Source organism: Neobacillus rhizosphaerae (assembly GCF_050477885.1).
Lineage (GTDB): Bacteria > Bacillota > Bacilli > Bacillales > Cytobacillaceae > Neobacillus > Neobacillus rhizosphaerae_A.
On the sequence record NZ_JBCNAC010000096.1, the window covers coordinates 1 to 16,814 of the forward strand.

Sequence of the window (16,814 nt, forward strand, 5' to 3'; positions counted from 1 at the left end):
TGTTCTTTAACACAGCCTTCTTGTTAAACGTAAAGAAAAAAGCCAAGGATTTCTCCCTGGCTTTTGAAAGTATTTTAACTGATTTCATTTAATGAGTTGCATTGCGTAAGACGTGCTTCATGACAAATGCATATATAACTATGGTTCCTCCAACAAAAGCAAAAGCCATATGTAACACCTTCCCTTTTCAAACTCTGATTGAGAATGATTTTCATCGTTGAGATTAGTTTAACATAGCTGATAATCGTTTTCAATAACGTTTTATCAACTGTCACAATTATTTAACAATCTTAGGTAGAAAACGATTACAATTTTGAAAGGCATCAACATATTCTGTTAGATTTTGAAGAGCCTTCTCCTCCTCTGGAATTCGACGGGACAAAATTATCGCATTAAACGTGGTGAACAAGATAGCCGTTATATAGGAAGAAAATAATAATGGAACAACCAGAAGCTCGATAGCTACGACAAAATAATTTGGATGTTTTATAAAACGATAGGGCCCCTTCCTTATAACCATTGCATTGGATAAGACAAGAATTTTCGTATTCCAATACTTTCCAAGCGAAGTGATTGCCCATAATCTGACTAACTGAGCAACTATAAAAACGGTCAGCAATAAAGGCCATATTGGGGATAATCCGCGATTCAGCCAAACCTTCTCGCCGAAAAAAACAATAAAAAACAGAATATGCATGCCAACAATCAATCTATAATGCTTGGCTCCGAACTCAATGGCACCATTTTTCTTCATCCATCTTTCATTACTTTTAGCAATAATAAGCTCCGTTACTCTTTGAGAAATGATGACTCCAAATAATACAAGGAATGGAAGAAAACTATTCATTTACACCCACCTCATTAGTAGCAATTCGGAACTAAACCCTGGACCTAGAGCTGTTCCAAGCCCGATAGTATCCTTTGGAATATCCATCCCCATGATTCGTTTCAGTACATAAAGGATTGTAACTGACGACATATTGCCAAATTGCTTTAGAACCTCTAAGGATATATCTGTCATGGAAGTAGGGATATCTAATGATTTAACATAGGCATCTAGCACTTTTTTACCGCCAGGGTGGGCAATAAAATAGTCTACCTGACTTAGGTTCATGTGATATTGATCTAGAAACCCCTTCACATTTGGCTTTAACCATTCTTCTATAATTCGAGGTATATCTCTAGAAAATACAACGTACAAGCCGGAATTTTTAATCTCCCAGCCCATTACGTCCAACGAGTTTGGCATGAGTGTAGATTGTGTCGCGATAATCGATGGATACGCCGCTTTTTTTCTATAACTCTTTGTATTCGAAGAGTCGCCACAAACCAATGCACAGGCAATCCCATCTGCAAATAGCGAGACCCCTATTAAATTACTCTTTGAAAGATCATTACGTTGAAAGGTTAGACTGCATAGTTCAATTGAAAGGACAAGCACCTTTGCTTCAGGAAATGCTAAGCAATACTCAAATGCTCTTGATAATCCCGCAGCCCCACCGGCGCATCCAAGACCCCAAATAGGAATTCGTTTAGTGTGGGGATTAAAGGGCAGTTGATTCATGATTCTAGCATCAATAGTAGGTGTGGCAACACCTGTTGTTGAAATAAAGAAAATAGCATCTATTTCTTCATAAGGGAGATTTTTCTCAAGAAAGCTAGTATTATTTAGGCATTTGACAATCGCTTCGCTACCAAGTTGTACAGCAGCTTCAATATAGGCATTATTTTTTTCTTCAAACGTATGGTTCGATTTAAACCAATCCAGCCCCTTTACAAAATGCCTTTTCTCAATTTGTCCATTTTGAAAAGCCTTTAGAAGTCTTTCTATATCCTTAAATGAATCAGCAAAAAGTTCTCTTGCAAATTCGACTGCTTGATTTTGTTTGATCTCATAAGGGGGAATAACCTCTGAAACAGAAAGAATAGCAGGCATCATACATTCTCCTTCTTCATATGTACGGTTATTTTTTCCAGTAGTCCATGGAATTATTCGAGGTTTTTATCTCCATTAGTCTGCATGAGGGCAAAAAAAGAGCCTCCCTGCGACAGGGAAGCAAACGTTTTGAAGGTTGTTGTTGTGCTCTTAAATTATAGCGTGATTTTAAGTTTCCTTCATTACATAATCTTTACCAATTTTAGTGACTTATTGTTTTTCTGGTTGTGTTTGAACCTCAATCTTAATTTTATTATTTGCCAATAATCCGCAAACTTCACAATTTTGTTCTGCACTATATAGAATCCGACATTGTTCGCAATAATATTTCTCCAAGGGATACCCTCGCTTCCTGAATAAAATAAGTCATTTGATTTATCTTATTTTTCCTATTTCAGGAATGTGACTTGATTTCAAAAACATGGCTTTTTACTTGTGAAACATTATTCAATTACTTTTATCACAGGTAGAGTGTGATGGTTCACATTTATGTCACATTTACCCCATGGTTAATGTGACATAAATCACTGTTATATCAAGTTTTTAACATTAACATAGTAGTTACCTAAGGAATGAACAATTTGTGAACTTCCAAATTTTATGGTTAACTTTCACAATTGTTTTGTATTATGAAAGAGAACTTATTATTTAATCTTTACTTTTCTTGAAGGGAGTGCAAGGGGATGGCAAAACCGGAATTAAAAACAAAACAAAAAACCGAGATTGAAGACAGCTCTTCTCTCAAAGGAACATTAGCTTCCGTTTTCTTTTTGGGATTTTTCATTGTGGTCACTTGGGTAGGTGTCTATTACCTATTTGTAGAACGTTTTTAATGATTGAAGGGGGAAAAAGGTTATGCATATGCATAAATTTGAAAAAATATGGCTCGCATTTGGAATAGGTGCCCTTGTAGTATTTTTGGTCACCATTGGCGTTAGTGCTTTTTATCTAGGGAACAAACCACCTAGTTGTTTAACTACTATTAATCCTGAGAAGGTCAATCAAACAAAACCATTTACAGAGCCAGGCCTTCACAAAGTTGAAGGGAAAGAATGGGACTATGAATTAGTGTATGTGGCTTCAGCCTTCTCATTTAATCCTGTGCAAGTAAAAGTGCCACTAGGTTCGAAAGTAAGGGTTATTGCAACAACAACAGATGTTGTTCATGGCTTCGAAGTAGCTGGAACTAATATTAATATGATGCTTGAACCTGGTTATGTCAGTGAATATACGACAACCTTTGACAAGGCTGGCGAATATCTAATTGTGTGTAATGAATACTGTGGTGCTGGACACCATCTAATGAGTTCAAAGATTGAGGTGGTAAAATAATGGTTAACAATACAGCTGTAAAAGTAAAAGTTGACCCACGTGATGCGAAGCTTTCGATGGCACACTTTTTTGTCGCCTTCTCCGCTCTTGCTCTTGGTGGTTTGATGGGCCTTCTCCAAACCCTCGTTCGTTCTGGTAAATGGGAACTTCCGTGGGGAATCGATTATTACCAAGTTTTAACTGTCCATGGAGTATTAATGGGACTTGTTTTAACCACTTTCTTTATTATGGGATTTCAATATGCTGCTGTAAGCAGAACAACGGGTGGTCATTCCCCTGCAGCAAGACGTACCGGCTGGATTGGTTTTTGGGTCATGTTGATTGGTACATTAATGGCTGCAACAATGGTTTTGCTTAAGGAAGCATCTGTTCTTTATACGTTCTATGCCCCACTAAAAGCACACTGGATTTTTTATTTGGGCTTAACCTTTGTAGTTGTCGGAAGCTGGATTGATGGTTCCGCTCAGATTCTGACCTATGCAAAATGGCGCAAAAATAATCCAGGACAGCCAAGTCCTTTATTAAGCTTTATGGCTGTAGTGAATACTGTTCTTTGGATCGTTGCTACATTAGGTGTTGCTGCAACCGTTTTATTCCAATTACTGCCTTGGTCACTTGGCTTAGTGGATACTGTTGATGTTTTAGTCAGCCGTACATTGTTCTGGTATTTTGGTCACCCATTAGTTTATTTCTGGTTATTGCCAGCCTATATGTGTTGGTATGCTATTATCCCAAAAATTATCGGTGGAAAAATCTTCTCCGATTCCTTAGCTCGTTTATCCTTTATTTTGTTCTTGCTTTTCTCGATTCCGGTAGGTTTTCACCATCAATTAACAGAACCTGGTATTGACCCTGCATGGAAGTTCTTACAGGTTATCTTGACTTTCATGGTTATCATTCCTTCATTAATGACAGCCTTCTCTTTATTTGCTACCTTTGAGAGATATGGCCGTTCCAAAGGCGCAACTGGTCTTTTTGGCTGGTTCAGGGTTCTACCATGGGGTGATGCACGATTTATCGTTCCATTTATCGGTATGGCCGTTTTTATCCCAGCTGGTGCTGGTGGTATTATTAACGCTTCAAACCAGATGGACCAGGTAGTTCATAATACTATATGGGTAACAGGCCATTTCCACTTAACGGTAGCAACATCTGTTGCGTTAACATTTTTTGGAATCTCATACTGGTTAGTACCGCATTTAACAGGGCGTAAATTAACAAAAGCAATGAATAAACTAGGTATTATTCAAGGCTGGGTGTGGACAATTGGAATGGCCTTCATGTCAACTTCCATGCATGCACAAGGTTTGCTTGGTGGCCCACGACGTTCTTCCTTCTCAACCTATGGTGGTGCGAAGCAAGCGGCAGAGTGGATCCCTTACCAAATTGCTCAAGCAGTTGGTGGCTCAATTCTTTTCTTAGGTATTATCTTAGTGCTTATTATCTTTATCAATCTAGCATTCTTTGCACCAAAGGGAGAAGAAGAATTCCCAGTTGGTGAAGCAGAACGTCCAGAAGAAAAAGCGCCCATGGTATTTGAAAACTGGAAATTATGGCTTGGTATTACAGCAGCTTTAATTCTTTTTGCTTACACCATACCGTTTATTGATATCATTCAAAATGCACCACCAGGATCAAAAGGATTCCAAACTTGGAGTAAATGGTAGTATATAAAAATTAGAAAGGCTTCAATCAGTTGATTGAAGCCTTTTCTTCGAATATTTGTTTTGAGTTACTTTTTGACCGATTTACCAGCAAAACAGATAAAAGAATCAAGGAAGTACCGATACCCTGAGTAACACTGAACCCTTCCCGATAGAGAAAAACGCTTAAAAGCGTGGCTACTACTGGTTCAACCGTGGCAATAATAGCAGCTTTACTGGTGTCTATCTTTTCAAGTCCTTTTGTATAGAGTAAATATGCCAATACCGTTGGAAAAAGCCCCAAACCAATCCCGTATAGAAGAACCTCATTACTTACAAGTAAGGAACCCTTTTCCCAAATATTTGTTAACGGCAGTAATGTAATGGATGCAATGACAAACGTATAAAAAGTGACCGTAAAGGGTTGATATTTTTTTAAAGCAAATTTGCCAAATATACTATATAAGGCATATCCAAAGCCGGCCCCGAGTCCTGTTAACATTCCGATAAAACTAAAGCTAGTTGCATGAAGGTTTACCCCTGCAACCATTACACAACCTGCAATTGTCCCTAATACTGATAATAATTTTACCGTATTCATTTTTTCTTTTAAAAATAGAAAGGATAAAGCTGTAACAAAAACAGGGGCTGTATATAATAGTATGACAGCAATGGATAAACTCATCTGATTGATTGCAGAAAAGTAGCACCAATTAAATAACACAATGCTGCAAACGCCGGTTCCTATAAACAATTTAATATCCATCCATTTGATTTTCATCTGGGACGAATATTTACTGATACCAAGGATTCCGAGCAATACTGCTGCAGTTACTACCCTTAATGTGACAATCTCCATCGGTGTAAATCCTAATTCGGTTAGCTTTCTAACAAATATGGCAATAATCCCCCATAATGCAGCACTACTAGAAATAAAAACAATTGGAAGGAACTTTTTCACTGCAATTGATACACCTTTTGATATTTATCAATGAGATACTCAATTAAGTACTCTGCATTTAAGCCCTCACCTGTAACATCTCTTAGAATTTCAAGTGGTTTCTTTAATTTCCCGTATTGATGAATATTTTTCGTTAACCACTCTTTAATCGGCAACAAATCCCCTTCTTCTACCAATTGATTAAAATGGGGAATTTCCTCCAGCATCTTATGCTTAAATTGCGCCGCATACATATATCCTAATGCATAGGAAGGGAAATATCCAAAGCTTCCTCCCGCCCAGTGGACATCCTGGAGAATTCCCTCCCCATCATTCTTCGGAACAATTCCCAGGTACTGTTCATACATATCATTCCAAATCTGCGGCAGGTCCTTCACTTGCATGGAACCATCAAATAAGCCTTTTTCAATTTCATAACGAATAATGATATGAAGTGGATAAGTTAATTCGTCTGCTTCGATTCTAATAAGGGATGGTTTAGATTCATTAATTGCTCTGTAAAATAATTCACTATCTACTTGATCGAATTGCCCATTTGCGTATTTTTTTAGACAGTCAAAGTTATTTTTCCAAAATGGAAGGCTTCTGCCAACCATATTTTCGTAGAATAGGGACTGCGATTCGTGAATACCCATGGATGAAGCAGAACATAGAGGCGTACCGATTAATTCTTTTGAAAAGTTTTGTTCATATAAGGCGTGGCCTCCTTCATGAATGGTGCCAAATATAGCTGTCCGAAAGTCATTTTCATCATACTTTGTTGTGACACGTACGTCCCCAGGATTCAGCCCAATCGCAAATGGATGAACGGTTTCATCCAGCCTTCCAGCCTGAAAGTTATAGCCCATCTTTGCTAGAATCTCTAAGCTGAATTCGCGTTGCTTCTCCTTTTTAAAGGATTTAAAAAGAAAATCTGTTGTTGGCTTATTATCTGCTTCAGAGATTTTCTTCACTAAAGGAACAATACTCTCTCTTAGTTTACCAAATACATCATCCAGTACCTCTGTCGTCATCCCTGGTTCATACATATCTAATAAGACATCATATCTCTTTTCAGTATGCCCCCAGTAACTTATGAACCTTCTTGTCATCTCTACCAGCTTTTCTAAATATGGACTAAACATGGCAAAATCAGCTTTCTCTTTCGCTTCCTCCCAAACACTCTCAGCTTTGGATTGGAGGATCACAAACTCTTTGTATTCTTCTGCTGGAATTTTTTTATTCCGTTCATACTCTTTTTTGCACTCTTCAAGAATTTTTTTTGTTATTTCATCTACTTCAGCTTTTGATAAACTTGCTATGTAAGCAGCCATTTCTTCAGATGTAGACATTTTAAATACTTCCGAAGATAGCATCCCGATTACTTCTGACCGCTGTTCTACCCCCTGTTTGGGAGCTCCTGTTCTTAAATCCCAATAAATAACGCCAAGTGCCTCATGATAGGCAGTCATTTTTTTCACATAATCCAAAAACTCTTTTTCTATTTGAATAGCCTTTGTACTCACAGCATTGCCCCCTCTCATAACGTTTAAATTTTACCATATAATTCTGAAAAGTTGGCTTTTTTAGATTAATAATGATAAAAAAAACAACAGAAAGAGTTTTCTGTTGTAAAATATATTCATAGGGGAAAAAACTGGAAAATAAATATTCACACGTAAAATGATTAGAAAGAGTTAAGTAGCCTGGAAATTTCAAAGACGTAAATTCTCAGCTTACTTTTTACTGATTGCAACCTTCCATGTTTCAGGACCCTCTTCTAGGTATTCCCAAGAAAATTGTTCAGGTCGCTCCATCATGAACTGGTATAAAAGTGGTCTCGGATCATGATCATTAACAATCATCATGTTTTCTCCTGATGATAACTCATCAAATCCGTTAAAGATTGTTGGATGCTTTTCACGTGGTGGGTAGTCTGGAACATGGATTACTTTTGCATACGTTTGCAACATTATCACTCCTTTTATTTCGTTTACTTCTATTTCATTATAAGAAATCTTTTTCTCATTTTTAGTGCATCTTATCACACCCAAGAAATGATTTTGTTAATACTCTTTCCTTAGTTAGGAGGTTAAAAAGATGAAGGAATTAGTGGGCTCATGCAAGTGTTGCAACAAGAATATATACTGTTTAGATGGTTTTTTTAACGGTATCCATACAGAAAGGAATGAAATACTTTGTTTTGAATGCTATGAAACCCTCAAAATAGAAAAAGAAAATCCGCAAGGTTAAACCTTACGGATTTTTAAATTATTCCTCGTCGATAGAAAGATCTTTAACAGGAAGCTTCTCTTCTTCCTTATGAGTTGGTTTACGTAAGTTAAAGAGTGCTTTAATACAGAATAATACTAATATCAACACACCAATTAGGAAAATGGTGTCAGGCACCGCACGCCAGGTTAGAAGGGTTTGCACCATATCCTTTTGAAGGAATGAAGCTGAACGGCTTGCTGCATAACCATTATAGAATGCTTCTTTAATTTGCATGAACCCAACTGGTAGTAATGATAGGAATACCATTCCAGCAAGACCTACGTTTAGCAAAATACAGCTAATTTTAATCCATTTATCATTCCAAGCCTCTGGTTTTACAATGTTTCTTAATGAGTACAATAGAACTGCTACTGCAAACATTCCATATACACCCATCATTGATGCATGGCCGTGTGTTGGTGTTAAGAATTGTCCGTGTTCAAAATAGCTTACTGCTGGTAAGTTGATTAAGAATCCAAGAACACCTGCACCAACCAAGTTCCAAATTGCGACAGAGATTAAGAACCAGAAGGTACCTTTATAAGGGAAATTAACTCCACCCTCACGCATCATTTTGTATTGCTCATATGCTTCAAGAATTAATAAGGTTAATGGGATAACTTCTAATGCTGAGAACACAGCACCAAGTCCTAACCATACTTCTGCAGAACCGTTATAGTAATAGTGGTGACCAATTCCGATTACACCGCTGCCTAATAGCAGGATTAATTGGAAGTATAATTGTCTTACTGTTGATTTCTTGGTTACAAGACCTAATTGAACCATTAAGAAACCAATGACAACAACTGCAAAAACTTCAAAAATACCTTCTACCCATAAGTGAATAATCCACCAGCGCCAATAATCTGCGAATGTGAAGCTAGTACCAGGGTTGATAAATAAGGCAAAGATATAGAATGCCGGTACAGCTATAGCTGAGTAGAATAATAGGTGGATAAGTCCGCCTCGATCTGTCTCACGCTTTAGACCTGCTTTAACGCCTCTAAATACAATGAACAACCAAATCAACATACCAACAATTAATATGAGTTGCCATACGCGGCCAAGTTCAATATATTCCCAGCCAGTGTGACCGAATAAGAACCATTGATTTCCTAAGTATCCATTTGCTCCAAGCCATTCTCCAACCATACTGCCGCCCACAAGGACAACTAGGGCCCAGAATAAAATATCTACCAATAAGCCTTGTTTCTTAGGCTCATAACCGCCAACTAATGGAGCTATATAAATTCCCATACCTAGCCATGCTGTTGCAATCCAGAAAATGGCCAGCTGTAAGTGATAGCCCTTAGTGATATTAAACGGAAGAATGTCATGGATCCACTTCATTCCAAAGAAACTATCAGGTTCAATATAATAGTGAGCTAGTAACGCACCAAACATACACTGAACAAAGAATAAGACAGATACGATGGTAAAATATTTCCCTGATTTTACTTGCGAATTCGTCACTGGCATTTTACGTAAATCAATGTGTGGAAACTTGCCTTCTTTATAAGCTTCTTGCATACCAAACTGATAACGGTAGAAGAAATAAAGAATAATACCAATCATTAAAATAAGTATGGTTACACTTGCACCACTCCACCAAATAGCAGAGAAGGATAATTGATTTCCAGCGTCTTCATAGTATGGCCAGTTATTTGTATAGGTGATTTTATCACCTTCACGAACGGTACTTGAGAGCCATGCCGTCCAAAAGAAGAAATCTGAAATCTGTGTAATCTGATCACCATTGGCAACATAGGCACGATCCTTAGTAGGCATATCCTCTTCTTTAATAAGGTTTGCCTTTAAACCCCAACCGTCACCTTTTGTAAAGATATCTTTATAATAGTCTCTTACCTTTTCAAGTCCAAAAGCCTGAGCATTTGTTAGCTCCATTGTATCTTTGCTGCTGTCATATCTATTTTTGCGCATTTCTTTTATTACTTTATTTTTAATAATGACTTTTTCATCAGCATTTAATTTAGAATAGTCATTGCCATATTCCTCATTAGCTTTAAAATCCTGCATAGCTTCTGTATAAATTTTTAAAGATTCCGCTGTATAATCTGGACCCATGTAAGATCCATGCCCTAAAACAGTTCCATAATCCATTAAGCCGTATTTTTGAAAAACTGCCTGACCCCCCATTATGGAGTCTTTTGTAAATAAAACCTCTCCTTTTTCATTGGTTACCTCTATTGGTCTAGGTGCCTGTTCCTTAAATATCCAATAGCCTCCCCCTAATAAAACAGTGAAACTAAGTAAAATGGTAATAATTAATGTGGATTTCAATAAGGCATTTTTATTTGCCTTTACCACTTTTTTTGCCGGTGTTCCCCGCTGAATTTCCATACCCTTTCATCCTCTCATGTTTCTTTACACTCGTATTGTAACTTTGATAGCAATCTCACAAAGTGAAGCGCCTCATCCTACCCTTGTGATATTTATCACTCAACCGAGAATTATTTTCAAAAAGAACTCTAGCTATGACACAGGTCACATATTCAGTGTGAAATCATTGCTACAATGTAGCTATGTTGAATTACTAATATGAAGGTGATGTTAAATGAAGCAAGCGGATATTATCAAAAGACTGTCCGAGGTACCAATCTTCAAGGAATTATGTACACAAGAACTTGAACCCATCGTAAAAATTGCACAAACCCGATTTTATAAACATAAGATGTATGTTTTCATGCAAGATGATCCACTTGATAGAGTCTTCTTTATTCATAGCGGGAAAATTAAAATCTATAAGACAGACCAAGCTGGGAAAGAACAAATAATATCTGTTCTCGAACCTGGAGAGATGTTTCCACATGCTGGATTTTTCAGAAAAGGTAATTTTCCGGCACATGCTGAAGTTATGGAAGATGCTCATCTAGTGGTAATTCCAATAGACAAGTTTGAAGAAATATTAATTTCCTATCCGGAGCTCTGCATTAAACTTTTTAAAGTGTTAGGGGAAAAAATTGTAGACCTTCAAGGAAGGTTAGAAGCGCAAGTTCTTCATAACACATATGAACAGATAATTTTATTACTTATTAGATTGTGTAAAACTAACGGTGATAAGGTTGGAGATCGATATCGGCTTACCACTCAATTTACGAATCGAGAATTAGCCAATATGATTGGTACTTCTAGAGAGACCGTAAGCCGCACGATAAATCAAGTTAAAAAGAAAGAATACGTTATACAGGACGATGAGGGATATTACTTAATCGACCGTGAAGCACTTCAACAGGAATTATTCTATTAAAATTAAAGGAGTTGTCCTAAATGGAACAACGAATTATTGAACTTGATGTCCGCGAGGATTTAAAAAATAAATTGGAACCTTTTCAAAAGATTATGGAGGCCGTTAAGGAATGTAAAACAAACGATCTCTTTATCCTACATGCCCCGTTTAAACCAGTTCCACTTTTCGGCGTACTAAAGGCAAAAGGTTTCACCCATGAGGAAGAGGAAATTGATAATAAACACTGGAAAATAACATTTACAAAAACAAGATGAATAAAGAGCATAAAGAATTTTAGACATAGAGGGTGAATACGGTGATTTTAGATAATCGGGGGTTAGAACCCCCACAGCCAATGATGAGAACATTAGCCGCTTTAGAAACATTGAATGAAAATGAGGTTTTAACGATAATAAATGATAGAAGACCCATGTTTCTATACGAGCAGTTGGAAGAATTGGGCTACAAGCAACGAACAGAACAACAAAATGACGGAAGTTTCAAAATTGAAATTTTCCGGTAAGTAGGTGATCATGTATGCTTCCTCAATCTATGGGAAGTGAAACAAATATTAAGCTTCCTATTTCCTTTATCCTTTTTAGTTTGATTGCATTGGTTCTTTCCCAACTAATACTATTAATAAATGGTCAAATGCTGACAGCTGGAAGCTTTAGAATTCCTGCAATCTGGTCCTCCGCTCATTTATTAGTCTTAGGGTGGGCATTAATGGCCGCAATGGGCGCTATGTATCAGCTTGTACCTGTAGCATTTTTAACAAAAATATGGAGTGAAAAGTTCGGTTTTATTCAATTTGCTATCACAGCAGCAGGAATTTTATCCTTTTCTGGTATGTTATATTGGGCACCGCAAAATGCCTTGATACCGGGAACCCTTACTCTATTGGGAATAATGATGTTTTTATTTCAAATGTTCATGACATTAAAAAAACAAGCAAAGCCGAATATTCTTACCGCCTTTGTTGGCACTGCATTAGTCTGTTTATTTATTACGATCATCTTGGGTATTACAATGATTTACAGCCTGAAAACAGGTTTTGGCGCTCCGTATTATCAATCTATTTTTAAAAGTCATTTATTAATGGGCGTAACTGGTTGGTTTACATTATTAATTTTTGGATTTTCCTATAAAATGGTACCTATGTTTTCCCTATCGCACGGATTTCCAATGATCCAGGCTAGATTTGTATATGGGCTTTATACTGGAGGTCTTGTCACTTTATTAATTTCCTTTTTTATGGAAAATCATTTTCTTTTAAAAATGGGGTTCTTTTTACTGTTAGCAGGATTTTCCGTTTTTAGTTGGCATATTAGCATTATTATAAAAAACCGATTGAAAAAGAAACTGGATAAGCCTTTTACGTTTGCATTAGTTGCGATTGGAATAGGGAATATCCTACATTTAGCTGCATTCATCCTAGTATGGACAAAAGCCATAACCACTCTCGCTGGTCCATTCATTTATAGCTATTTATTTTTATGGGTTGTCCTAAGCATAATCGGATATCTGTACAAAATCGTTCCATTCTTGTGGTGGACCTATAAATATAGCAAGGAAATTGGAAAAAAAGCAGTCCCTTCCTTAAAAGACATGATGAATGAGAAGATTGTTGTTCCTCTATTCTTGTTATTCATACTATCAGTAGTAGTGGTTTTTATTTCTTTTGTATTAAAAGTAACGATTCTTTTTACTATTGGCCAGATGATTTTATCAGTGGTATTTATTGTGATTGCAGGTAGTATCTTAAGCGTTTTAAAAAAATAGTGAGGTGTAAATCATGAATGTAAAAGAAAAAGTCCTAGAAGCATTAAAAAGTGTCTACGATCCAGAATTAAATATCAATGTGGTTGACCTTGGGTTAATATATAATGTTGAAGTTTCTGACGAAGCCGATGTTACCATTACCATGACATTAACAACACCTGGCTGCCCGTTGCATGATAGCATCACAACAGGTGTCCGATATTGTGTTCAAGGACTGGAAGATACAAGAAATGTGGAAGTAAATCTTGTTTGGGAACCAGCATGGTCCCCAGAAAAAATGACACCCGAAGGTCTAAAGCTATTAGGACGTTAAAAAGAAAAGCGGAAGCGCCTTGATTGGCTGCTTCCGCTTTTTAGTTTTATAGTTCTTTTGCTTCGGTAGGTAAGGCCTCTTTAACTTTTTGTAAAACCTCAGGATTGATGTCTTCATCTAATAGGATATGAACCATTCCCTCGTCGGTTTCACTCCTGATTAAACGTCCTATTCCCTGACGCAGGCGAAGGAGCATATAAGGTAAATCCACCTCTTCAAACGGATGAGCCACTCCTTCTTTTTTTGCAGTAAATACCGGATCATTTGGTGGATATGGAAGAGAATAGATAAACACGTTTTCAAGTGATCTACCAGGGATGTCAAGTCCTTCCCATAGATGAATGGAACATAATATAGCCTGCTCTTCATTTTGGAACTTGGAAACTAGCGTACTTATTTCTTCATCACCTTCAAAATAAATTGGATATGGAACAGCCCCTAATAGCTTACTTTTTAAGTAGGTCAGTTCTTCTTTATTATTTAAAAGGATAAGTGCACGGCCCTCGGTTTTGTGAATCATTTTTACAAGGTATTTTGTTTTTTCAACAAAATTGCCAGTCGTAAACCGTGGGAGTGAGATTTCCATTTTTTCATCATAATCAAACGGTGATGAAACGGAAAATGACAGGTATTCCTGTACACCAAGACTTTTAGCAATATAATCAAAGGACTTTTGATTAGCCAGTGTTGCTGAAGAGAAAATAAACGGTTTCTTCTGTGAAAATACCTCTTCTCTCATCACTTCTTCAACCATTTTTGGCATAATTACAAGTGTCCGTTCACCCCTGTTTTCTTCAAACCAAGTAATTCCGTTTAATTCTTGTAGAAAAAGTGTTAATGAATACGTAATTTGTTCTAAATACTCTTCTACAATTCTTAGGTCATATTCATTAATAACATATAATTCACTTTCAAAAACCAACTCTTCCTCTAAGGCTTGAAGAGTCGAGAGCAGCTTTCTGCAAGATTTCATTACTAATGGATGTTTATTAATTATTTGTTTTTCTGAGCCTATTGAAAGAGAGGAAAATTGTGAAATGGTGTTAAAAAATGCTTCATTCTCTAATAAAGCCTCATCAATCGTATACAATGTCTTTTCACGTACTTCGTTTTCCATTAACCTCGTTAACAGTGTTTCCAATGTGTAATCGGTAAAGCGGTAACTTAATGCCTTTTGTGCGGCATATTCAAGTAAGTGCCCTTCATCAAAAACAACAGATGAATGTTCAGGTAATAGCGGGAGCTGTCCTTCCCGTTTTCGTGATTCTTTCGTCCAAACATGTTCCATATAAAAATCATGGGAACAGATAATTAGATCTGTTGAATGTCGATAATATTCACGGTGTAATGTCAGACCACATCGATGGCGTTTTTCACAAGAAAAACAATCTTGTAGGGAATCCCAATTAACATTACTCCATTTGTCATCAGAAAGGCTTGGAAACTCCCTTCTGTCACCATATTTCTCGAACGCTTGCATCGAGCTTCCTGTGTGAACAAAATCAGGTAATTTCTCATAGATTTCAGAAATATCATCTGAAAAGTCATTATTCCTCACTTGATCAAGCTTTTTTAAACATAAATACTGATCCCTTGATTTCGCCAACCGAACATCGATATTTAATCCAAGGACATTTTCAAGTTTCGCAATGTCACCCTCTTTTTTCACAAGCTGTTCAATCAAGGTCTCATCTGCACAAGCAATCACTGCAGGTCTATTAGTATACCGAGCGTACATTATCGAATAAAGTAAATAAACAATCGTTTTTCCTGTTCCTACACCGGCTTCAGCAAACATTACTTTTTTGTCTTTAAATGCTTTTTCAAGCTGGAAAGCCATAAATATTTGTTCATCCCTTAATTCAAAACCTGCTTCGGGCAGGATATCATAAAACAAATCGCCAATCCATTCACTTAATTTGTCATAAAAGGATTCAGTTTTGGATATTTCAAACGGCATCCGATTTTGCATAATAACCCTCCAAAAAAAGAAGAGCGTCTCTATATAGACACCCTCGTCTTAAAGATCCATATTATTTTATTTGTTATAGCAAATTATTTCGAGTCTTCATGTCTTGGTGGACGTTTTCCCCAGTACTGATATAAATCTGTCCTAATAAAACCATTAAATAGCTTTCTTTTCTTTGTTGCAGGCTTCCCGTAATATTGTTCAAACTCTTCATTTGAAGTCATAATGTAAATCGACCACGTATCTAACTTAATGAATGCTTGACCCATTTCCTTATACATTTGTTCAACAGCCTTCTTCTCTCCAAGTCTTTCACCATAAGGAGGATTTCCAACTATTACACCATATTCCTTCGGTGTTGAAATATCTCTTACTTGCATTTGCTTAAACGAGATGAGGTCCCCAAAACCAGCCTCAAATGCGTTCTCTTGTGCGATTTTTACCATTCGATGGTCAATATCTGTACCTAAAATATCAAGAGGTTGATCGTAGTTCGCCAAGTCCTCCGCTTCAATTCGCGCCTCATCCCATACCTTCTGAGGAATCCAGTTCCAGCCTTCAGAAACAAATTCTCTATTAAAGCCTGGTGCTATATTTTGCCCAATCATAGCAGCTTCAATTGGGATCGTTCCTGAGCCGCAAAATGGATCCATGAAAGGACGGTCAGCTTTCCAATTTGTAAGCATAACAAGGGCAGCTGCAAGCGTCTCCTTTAATGGAGCCTCCCCTTGATCTATACGATAACCTCGTTTATGAAGTCCCTGGCCACTAGCATCAATCGTTATGGTTGCAACATCCTTTAGCAAAGCAACTTCAATACGGTAAAGAGCACCATTTTCTTCAAACCAGGTGCTTCGCTTATAATGTTTTTTCAGCCGTTCGACAACAGCTTTTTTAACAATTGCCTGGCAGTCAGAAACACTAAATAGCTTTGATTTGACTGATTTACCTATAACAGGAAATTCAGCATCCTCAGGCAAGAATTTTTCCCACGGGAGTGCTTTTGTCTTCTCGAATAATTCATCAAATGTATAGGCCTTAAATTCTCCAACCTTAATTTTTATTCTGTCTGCTGTTCTCAACCATAAATTACTGCGTGCAATCGCAGTTTCATCTCCAGTGTAGATTACCTTTCCATTTTCAACCTCACAGTTGTACCCTAAAGACCTTACCTCTTTTGCAACTAGAGCTTCGAGCCCCATCGCCGCAGTGGCGATTAATTGATATTTTCCCATTTTTTCACCCTTAACTTATTACATGTATGTATTGTTTACTTTACAGGATTGACCTATGATTCGCTATCATTATTGACAAAAACTACAAAAGGAATGCAGTTTATTTATTAATTAATGGCTCTCTTAAACTTGCCTGTTGATTT

17 protein-coding genes are annotated in these 16,814 nt (G+C 37.0%); 9 read left to right on the forward strand and 8 right to left on the reverse strand.

Features of this window, described 5'->3' with window-relative positions:
* Positions 1–277: 277 nt before the first annotated feature.
* Positions 278–847 carry an isoprenylcysteine carboxyl methyltransferase family protein gene (locus ABES03_RS13175; RefSeq protein ID WP_430117729.1) on the reverse strand — a complete coding sequence of 190 codons (570 nt, stop codon included), beginning with the start codon at positions 845–847 and terminating at the stop codon, positions 278–280.
* The gene (locus ABES03_RS13180; RefSeq protein WP_430117743.1) at positions 848–1,936 is read right to left on the reverse strand and encodes a type III polyketide synthase; all 1,089 of its coding nucleotides are present in this window, start codon (positions 1,934–1,936) and stop codon (positions 848–850) included.
* Between the two features lie 683 nt (positions 1,937–2,619).
* Here ABES03_RS13180 and ABES03_RS13185 point away from each other — a divergent pair.
* The 3 genes from ABES03_RS13185 to ABES03_RS13195 are packed head-to-tail and all read left to right on the forward strand — an operon-like array spanning position 2,620 to position 4,935.
* Positions 2,620–2,769, forward strand: a complete 150-nt coding sequence (locus ABES03_RS13185; RefSeq protein WP_430117730.1) for a cytochrome c oxidase subunit 2A — start codon at positions 2,620–2,622, stop codon at positions 2,767–2,769.
* Between the two features lie 22 nt (positions 2,770–2,791).
* On the forward strand, positions 2,792–3,268 hold the full coding sequence (locus tag ABES03_RS13190) for a cytochrome c oxidase subunit II (RefSeq protein WP_430117731.1): 477 nt from the start codon (positions 2,792–2,794) through the stop codon (positions 3,266–3,268).
* Positions 3,268–4,935, forward strand: coding sequence for a b(o/a)3-type cytochrome-c oxidase subunit 1 (locus ABES03_RS13195; RefSeq protein ID WP_308083432.1), 1,668 nt, complete (start codon positions 3,268–3,270; stop codon positions 4,933–4,935). Before ABES03_RS13190 ends, ABES03_RS13195 begins: the two co-directional genes overlap by 1 nt.
* A 25-nt stretch (positions 4,936–4,960) precedes the next feature.
* Here ABES03_RS13195 and ABES03_RS13200 read toward each other — a convergent pair whose 3' ends face one another.
* The 3 genes from ABES03_RS13200 to ABES03_RS13210 all read right to left on the reverse strand — a co-directional run bounded on the left by ABES03_RS13200 (position 4,961) and on the right by ABES03_RS13210 (position 7,824).
* Entirely contained in the window at positions 4,961–5,872 is a 912-nt protein-coding gene (locus tag ABES03_RS13200; RefSeq protein WP_430117732.1) for a DMT family transporter, read from the reverse strand.
* Positions 5,869–7,377, reverse strand: a complete 1,509-nt coding sequence (locus tag ABES03_RS13205) for a carboxypeptidase M32 (RefSeq protein WP_430117733.1) — start codon at positions 7,375–7,377, stop codon at positions 5,869–5,871. Before ABES03_RS13205 ends, ABES03_RS13200 begins: the two co-directional genes overlap by 4 nt.
* A 210-nt stretch (positions 7,378–7,587) precedes the next feature.
* Complete coding sequence (locus ABES03_RS13210; protein ID WP_430117734.1) at positions 7,588–7,824, reverse strand: DUF2249 domain-containing protein; 237 nt, start codon at positions 7,822–7,824, stop codon at positions 7,588–7,590.
* 127 nt (positions 7,825–7,951) lie between these two features.
* Here ABES03_RS13210 and ABES03_RS13215 point away from each other — a divergent pair, with 127 nt between their 5' ends.
* Complete coding sequence (locus tag ABES03_RS13215) at positions 7,952–8,104, forward strand: hypothetical protein (RefSeq protein WP_430117735.1); 153 nt, start codon at positions 7,952–7,954, stop codon at positions 8,102–8,104.
* 18 nt (positions 8,105–8,122) lie between these two features.
* Here the strand turns inward: ABES03_RS13215 and ABES03_RS13220 are convergent, their stop codons facing one another.
* A complete protein-coding gene (locus tag ABES03_RS13220; protein WP_430117736.1) occupies positions 8,123–10,486 on the reverse strand; it encodes a nitric-oxide reductase large subunit in 2,364 nt (787 codons plus the stop codon).
* A gap of 214 nt (positions 10,487–10,700) precedes the next feature.
* Between ABES03_RS13220 and ABES03_RS13225 the strand changes: the two genes are divergently transcribed.
* The 5 genes from ABES03_RS13225 to ABES03_RS13245 are packed head-to-tail and all read left to right on the forward strand — an operon-like array spanning position 10,701 to position 13,467.
* Positions 10,701–11,393: a Crp/Fnr family transcriptional regulator gene (locus ABES03_RS13225; RefSeq protein ID WP_430117737.1), complete on the forward strand. Its 693-nt coding sequence runs from the start codon at positions 10,701–10,703 to the stop codon at positions 11,391–11,393.
* A 20-nt stretch (positions 11,394–11,413) separates the two neighbouring features.
* A complete protein-coding gene (locus ABES03_RS13230; RefSeq protein ID WP_430117738.1) occupies positions 11,414–11,647 on the forward strand; it encodes a DUF2249 domain-containing protein in 234 nt (77 codons plus the stop codon).
* 41 nt (positions 11,648–11,688) lie between these two features.
* Positions 11,689–11,895 carry a DUF2249 domain-containing protein gene (locus tag ABES03_RS13235; RefSeq protein ID WP_308083426.1) on the forward strand — a complete coding sequence of 69 codons (207 nt, stop codon included), beginning with the start codon at positions 11,689–11,691 and terminating at the stop codon, positions 11,893–11,895.
* A gap of 14 nt (positions 11,896–11,909) precedes the next feature.
* Positions 11,910–13,154: a hypothetical protein gene (locus ABES03_RS13240; RefSeq protein ID WP_430117739.1), complete on the forward strand. Its 1,245-nt coding sequence runs from the start codon at positions 11,910–11,912 to the stop codon at positions 13,152–13,154.
* A 13-nt stretch (positions 13,155–13,167) separates the two neighbouring features.
* On the forward strand, positions 13,168–13,467 hold the full coding sequence (locus ABES03_RS13245) for a metal-sulfur cluster assembly factor (protein WP_430117740.1): 300 nt from the start codon (positions 13,168–13,170) through the stop codon (positions 13,465–13,467).
* 46 nt (positions 13,468–13,513) lie between these two features.
* Here the strand turns inward: ABES03_RS13245 and ABES03_RS13250 are convergent, their stop codons facing one another.
* Both ABES03_RS13250 and ABES03_RS13255 read right to left on the reverse strand, forming a co-directional pair.
* Positions 13,514–15,439, reverse strand: coding sequence for an ATP-dependent DNA helicase (locus tag ABES03_RS13250; RefSeq protein ID WP_430117741.1), 1,926 nt, complete (start codon positions 15,437–15,439; stop codon positions 13,514–13,516).
* 83 nt (positions 15,440–15,522) lie between these two features.
* On the reverse strand, positions 15,523–16,671 hold the full coding sequence (locus tag ABES03_RS13255) for a THUMP domain-containing class I SAM-dependent RNA methyltransferase (protein WP_430117742.1): 1,149 nt from the start codon (positions 16,669–16,671) through the stop codon (positions 15,523–15,525).
* Positions 16,672–16,814: the final 143 nt, after the last annotated feature.

Bases quoted from the DNA above. Each gene is read 5' to 3' on its own strand.
- ABES03_RS13175 (WP_430117729.1), bottom strand. From the start codon at position 847: ATGAATAGTTTTCTTCCATTCCTTGTATTATTTGGAGTCATCATTTCT.
- ABES03_RS13180 (WP_430117743.1), bottom strand. From the start codon at position 1,936: ATGCCTGCTATTCTTTCTGTTTCAGAGGTTATTCCCCCTTATGAGATC.
- ABES03_RS13185 (WP_430117730.1), top strand. From the start codon at position 2,620: ATGGCAAAACCGGAATTAAAAACAAAACAAAAAACCGAGATTGAAGAC.
- ABES03_RS13190 (WP_430117731.1), top strand. From the start codon at position 2,792: ATGCATATGCATAAATTTGAAAAAATATGGCTCGCATTTGGAATAGGT.
- ABES03_RS13195 (WP_308083432.1), top strand. From the start codon at position 3,268: ATGGTTAACAATACAGCTGTAAAAGTAAAAGTTGACCCACGTGATGCG.
- ABES03_RS13210 (WP_430117734.1), bottom strand. From the start codon at position 7,824: ATGTTGCAAACGTATGCAAAAGTAATCCATGTTCCAGACTACCCACCA.
- ABES03_RS13215 (WP_430117735.1), top strand. From the start codon at position 7,952: ATGAAGGAATTAGTGGGCTCATGCAAGTGTTGCAACAAGAATATATAC.
- ABES03_RS13220 (WP_430117736.1), bottom strand. From the start codon at position 10,486: ATGGAAATTCAGCGGGGAACACCGGCAAAAAAAGTGGTAAAGGCAAAT.
- ABES03_RS13225 (WP_430117737.1), top strand. From the start codon at position 10,701: ATGAAGCAAGCGGATATTATCAAAAGACTGTCCGAGGTACCAATCTTC.
- ABES03_RS13230 (WP_430117738.1), top strand. From the start codon at position 11,414: ATGGAACAACGAATTATTGAACTTGATGTCCGCGAGGATTTAAAAAAT.
- ABES03_RS13240 (WP_430117739.1), top strand. From the start codon at position 11,910: ATGCTTCCTCAATCTATGGGAAGTGAAACAAATATTAAGCTTCCTATT.
- ABES03_RS13245 (WP_430117740.1), top strand. From the start codon at position 13,168: ATGAATGTAAAAGAAAAAGTCCTAGAAGCATTAAAAAGTGTCTACGAT.
- ABES03_RS13250 (WP_430117741.1), bottom strand. From the start codon at position 15,439: ATGCAAAATCGGATGCCGTTTGAAATATCCAAAACTGAATCCTTTTAT.
- ABES03_RS13255 (WP_430117742.1), bottom strand. From the start codon at position 16,671: ATGGGAAAATATCAATTAATCGCCACTGCGGCGATGGGGCTCGAAGCT.